Below are 3,775 nucleotides of genomic sequence, written 5' to 3' on the forward strand. Positions count from 1 at the left end.
CTGGCGTGATCGGCTCCGCCGTGGCGGGGGTGGAAACCGTCATAAACGGCGGCATGTTCACGAGCAACTGTAGCGCCATCAGTGTTACAAGCGGGACTACCACGGTGAACGGAGGCATGTTTAACGCAGGCACCTATGGTGTTGTTTCGAGGGGCACGGCTGTGGTCAAGTTTCCATCTGGTTCGCAGGCTGAAGTGGGGTCTACTGGTTTTCCTATCGTGGCAGGAAAACAATCTACCAGCGACGCGACTGCTGGCCAGGTGCATGTAGCTGGCGGATGTTTCGAGGGGACGAACGCTGTTGCCCTCGTCGGAAAGGCCGGCAGTGTTACGGTGTCGGAATTGGTGAAAATTACCGGAGGGACCTTCACCAACAGCCCGATGGGTTACGTCGAAACCAGCATTCCTGTCGTGCAGAAGGCTAAGTCGTATCTGGTGGGAGCTGGCGCGACGGCTCTCGTGGAAGGCGCGGTGGCGGGAGACGCCCTGACGTTCTACCAGTATGCTGCGGACATTGCCGTCGCAGAAGGCGTGCAGATCACCAACAGCACGGGCGGCGCCATCACGGTCAACGGCAAGGCCGTGGAGAACGGAGGCCAGGTGACGGCGACGCACCGTGCCGTCAAGACGGATGAGAAGAAGGCAACCTGCACGGAGGCGGGCAATATCGCCTACTGGTATTGCTCGATCTGCGACAAGTACTACAGCGACGAAGCCTGCACGCAGGAGGTAACGCAGGAAGGCATCGTAGTTCCCGCCGCAGGCCACAAGACCGAGGGTGGCAAGTGGGGTTCTGACTGGGCTTCTCATTGGGCCCTCTGCGACGTCTGCGACGTGAAGGTGGGCGAGTCCGAGGACCACAAGTTCGTCGAGGGCACGTGCTCCGTGTGCGATGCCGCTGACCCGACCTACGTGACCGCGAGCGTCGAGGGCGAGGACAACGTCGAAACGGCTGAGGAGGCCGCGACCAAGGAGGTCGTCGCGAGCACCGCGAGCTCCGTGATCGAGGCTGCGATAGGCGACATCGGGAAGCCCGCCGCGGAGGCCGAGCTCGTCAAGGAGGGCGTCGTGAACGCGGAGACCTACGAGGCCGTCCAGCAGGCGGTCCAGGCCGGCCAGACCATCGACGTGGTCGTCGAGGCCACGCCTGTCCTGCCCGAGGATGTTTCCGCAGGCGACAAGGACAAGGTCGCAGCCATCGTGACCGAGAACGGCGAGGTCGCCCAGTACCTCGACCTGTCCGTCATCCTGAAGGCCGGGGACAAGGAGATCGGCACCATCAACAAGCTCGACGAGCCCGTCACGTTTGCGGTCGCCATCCCGGCCGACCTCGTGAAGGACGGCCGCACGTTCTACGTGGTCCGCGTCCACGACGGCAAGGCGGAGAGGCTTGCCACCACGGTGAAGGACGGCCTCGCCACCTTCGAGACCGATCGCTTCTCCACCTATGCGCTCGCCTACGAGGACGTTGCGCCCGGCGGACAGCCCGCCGCGCCTGGCCAGCCCGCAGGTCCTGATGCCGGCGGCCAGCCTGCCGGCCCCGCGACCGACCAGCCTGCGACCAACCAGCCCGCTGACGCGAAGAAGCCCGCCGCCATGGCGCTCGCCCAGACGGGCGACCCCGTGCCCGTGGCTGCTCTCGCGGCCTTCGCCGTAGCGCTCGCAGCCGCCGTCGTGTGCGGCGTGGCCGCCCTCCGCCGCCGCAGCGCGCGGTAACGTGAGGTAGCGCAGCCGGCCCAGAGGCACGGCGCAACCCCGCTCAGCCGGCCCAGAGGCGCAGCGCGGTCGGCCCAAGCGGCAGCGCGGCTGCCCCGCAAGGCCGCCATCGCACGAGAAACAGCACGTCAGAGCAGAGCCGCCGCCCGTAGCCGGGCGGCGGCTCTGTCATATACTAATGTGAAAATCATGTATCTTAAATACACGATTTTCACGTTTTCGTGTATTATAGATACACGAAATATCGAACGAAGAAGGTGGGGCCATGTCGATCATCATGAAGCGCAGCATTGAGACTGAGATCGAACGCTGGGCGGCGCACCCATCCCCGCGAGTGCTTCTTGTCCGCGGGGCGCGACGAGTGGGCAAGACTTTTGCTGTCGAGACGGTAGGAAGGCGCATGGCTCCAGAGGGGTTCGCGAAAATCGACTTCCAAACGGATCTCGAGCTCGCTTCCTCCCTCTTCGACGGCCCGACGGATGACCTCGACCGCATCGTCTCCAACATAGAAGACTACAAGCGCACAAGGCTCTCGAAGGAGACGGCCTTTCTTTTCTTTGACGAGGTCCAGCTGTGCGAGAAGGCTCTCAACTCCTTGAGGTTCTTCTCCGAGTCGGGATGGCGCGTAGCGGCAACGGGCAGCCAGCTTGGCGTGGCCACGAGGCATCGAAAGCTCCCCTTTCCGAGCGGGGTCAAGCAGATCGCGATGCACCCCATGACGTTCGAGGAGTTCCTCTGGGCTCTGGGAAAGCGCCAGATGGCCGAGGCTATTCGCGCCCATGCGAGCAACCTTGATCCCTATGTGGCCCATGACGAGGCCCTTTCTCTCTTTCGGCTGTACCAAGTTGTCGGGGGCATGCCGAAGGCGGTGGCGTCTTATGTTGAGACGGAATCACTCGACGAGGTGCGGGTTCAGCAAAGAGAGATCGATGAGACCTATACTGCCGATATGTCCGATCCCGACAACGGGATAAACGCCCTTGCGGCGCGCAAGGTTTGGCGCAGCGTGCCTGCTCAGCTGATGCGCTCGTCGACGAAGAAATTCAAGTATTCCGAAGTTGAGCGCGGCGGTCGTCGATCCAAGCTGATGGAGCCCCTTGACTGGCTCGCAGAGGCGGGCATGCTCTGCATCAACAGCTTGACTGAAAGCACATGCATGCCGCTCGTTCCCTATGGGGAGGAAGAGGGAAGCTTCTTCAAAGTCTATCTGTCTGACACAGGGCTGATGTTCTACAAGCTCAAGGTGAACCCCTTGTTGTGGCTGGAGGCAGAGGAATCGGCCAGCTTTCCCGTGTCATCCGACTTCCGCGGTGCGCTGGCTGAGAACTCGGTGATGCAGGCTTTGGCGTCGAACGACCTGCAGACGTTTTACTGGACCCCTCCGGCTTCATGGGGGATGCGAGGCGAGCTCGACTTCCTCCTCCAAGACGATCAGGGCAGGGTCATTCCCCTTGAGGTGAAGTCGGCGCGCAACGTGCGGGCGAAGACGCTGGGCGCTTTCATGGAGCGCAGCGGCGCGCCCTATGCGATCATCCTGTCCCAAAGCAACTTCGGTCGAAAAGCGGAAGACGAGGGTCGGGGCACCGAGATCCGCGAGCTTCCCCTGTATGCGGCGTTCTGCATAGGGGAGGGCTACGCGAGATGGTAGATCCTGCCCTGTTTCTCCTCAATTTCGCATAAATGTAGATCGTTCATTACTAAAAAACATTCGTTTACGCTTGCTTTGTCTCCAGAGGCGCCCTATATTGAAAGCAGAGATAGCAGGAGATTGCTGTCGACGCGTTTGATGGGGAGTCGAGTGCGCCTGGCACGTCGGCGCAGAAAACGGAGCACGAAAATGGAGAACACACGGAAGGCGAAGGGGTTCTTGGCGCTGGGGCTGGCGGCGCTGCTCGTAGCCTGCGTGCTCGCGCTGTGCGCGGCCCTGCCGCAAAGCGCCTGGGCAGCAGGCGAGACGGCTACGGCCAAGAACGGAAGGATGATCACGAAGAACACTACGCCAGCGGAGTTGGATGAGTGGGCGGGCGAGGGTGCGATCGAGATCACGACGGTCAATGACG

The 3,775-nt window shown here is 62.1% G+C and carries 3 protein-coding genes; all 3 read left to right on the forward strand.

What is annotated here, in order from left to right; translation table 11 throughout:
• Window positions 1–380: 380 nt before the first annotated feature.
• Entirely contained in the window at window positions 381–1,715 is a 1,335-nt protein-coding gene (locus G7Y49_RS11765; RefSeq protein ID WP_206214696.1) for a hypothetical protein, read from the forward strand.
• A gap of 265 nt (window positions 1,716–1,980) precedes the next feature.
• Complete coding sequence (locus tag G7Y49_RS11770) at window positions 1,981–3,363, forward strand: ATP-binding protein (protein WP_165174047.1); 1,383 nt, start codon at window positions 1,981–1,983, stop codon at window positions 3,361–3,363.
• Between the two features lie 189 nt (window positions 3,364–3,552).
• A partial coding sequence (locus G7Y49_RS11775; protein WP_206214697.1) for a hypothetical protein occupies window positions 3,553–3,775 on the forward strand: 223 nt, incomplete at its 3' end.

The organism is Adlercreutzia sp. ZJ242, from assembly GCF_011038995.1.
GTDB lineage: Bacteria > Actinomycetota > Coriobacteriia > Coriobacteriales > Eggerthellaceae > CAAEEV01.